We start from the raw sequence: 1,498 nt of genomic DNA, 5'->3' as shown, positions 1-1,498 counted from the left end.
TACCGACTACCTACGTCGGCGGTCGACCGTCCGTCCTCCGTCGCGTCGGACGTACGTTAATACGTTACGTATAGACATACTATTAGTAGTAAGTANACGAGCCGAGCAGGTCGACGACGGCGACGGGGGCGACGGAGGCAACGGGAAAGAGGGGACGGAGACGGAGGCGGCGGGAACGATACCGACGGGGACGACGGCGGCGACGGCGACGACGAGCCGCCGACGCTGACCGTCGCCACCTACACCAACTTCATCGACGCGCCCTCCGTGAGCCCCGGCGAGTGGCTCAAAGAGGAGTTCGAGAGCCGGTACGACGCCGAGTTGGAGTGGGCGACGCCCGACAACGAGGTGAACTACTACGTCGAGCGCGCGGCCTCGGGAGCCGGCATCGACGCCGACCTCTACGTGGGACTCACCACGGAGGATCTTGTGCGCGTCGACGAACAGCTCGACGGCGACCTGTTCGCCGAGCGGGGCGCGGTCGACGGGTTCGACGACGTGCGAGAGGGACTCCTGTTCGATCCGTTCGACCGGGCGGTCCCGTTCGACACCGGCTACGTGAGCCTCGTCTACGACGGGACCACGATGGAGGCCCCGGAGACGTTCGACGGGCTGCTCGACGACGAACACGCGGGCGCACTCATCGCGCAGAACCCCGGCGGGTCCTCGACCGGCCGGGCGTTCCTCCTCCACACGATCAGCCGCTTCGGCGACGGCGGCGTCGCGAGCGACGGCGACGGGGAGGCGATCGAGGGCGAGGACGGCGACGCCGACTACGACTACCTCGACTACTGGGCGGACCTCCAGGCGAACGACGTGCGCGTCTTGGGCGACTGGGACGAGGCGTACACCGCTTGGAGCAACGGAGAAGCGCCGATGGTCGTCTCGTACTCGACCGATCAGGTGTTCGCGGACATGGAGGGACAGGACCTCGAGAAACACCAGATCCGATTCCTGAACGATCAGGCGTACGCGAACCCGGAGGGGATGGCCGTCTTCGCCGACGCCGACGAACCCGACCTCGCCCGGCAGTTCATGTCGTTCATGCTGGAGCCGGACGTACAGGGCGAGATTGCCCAGCGCAACGTCGCGTTCCCCGCGACCGGAAACGCCGAGCTGCCGAGCGACTACGCCGAGCTGGCACAGGAGCCGGCCGACCCGGTGACGTTCACCTACGACGAGCTCCAAGGCTCGGTCGACGCGTGGGTCGAGGCCTGGGAGCGGCAGTTCGCCGGGAACTAAGCGCGTGAGCGACGAGAGGCCGAGCGCGTGACCGAACGCGACGACGGACGGACGACGACCGACGAGGGGCGCGAGACCGCCAACGACGAGCGGGCGACGACCGACGCCGACCTCGTCGCCCGGCTCCGTGGCGGGATCGAGGCGCGCGCGCTGACCGCGCTCGCGGTCCTCACCAGCCTCACGCTCGTCGTCGCGTTCTACTACCCGACCGCGACGGTCCTCGTCGAGGCGGTCGTCGTCGACGGCGCGTTCACCC

2 pseudogenes are annotated in these 1,498 nt (G+C 68.3%); both read left to right on the top strand.

Annotation, left to right across the window (positions count from 1 at the left end):
- A pseudogene (locus BN903_RS10595) lies at positions 1 to 1,242 on the top strand (thiamine ABC transporter substrate binding subunit); the annotation flags it as partial.
- Positions 1,243 to 1,269: 27 nt separating this feature from the next.
- A pseudogene (locus BN903_RS17490) lies at positions 1,270 to 1,498 on the top strand (iron ABC transporter permease); the annotation flags it as partial.

The sequence above is a fragment of the Halorubrum sp. AJ67 genome, assembly GCF_000513435.1.
This window is presented reverse-complemented; position numbering and strand designations above follow the sequence as displayed.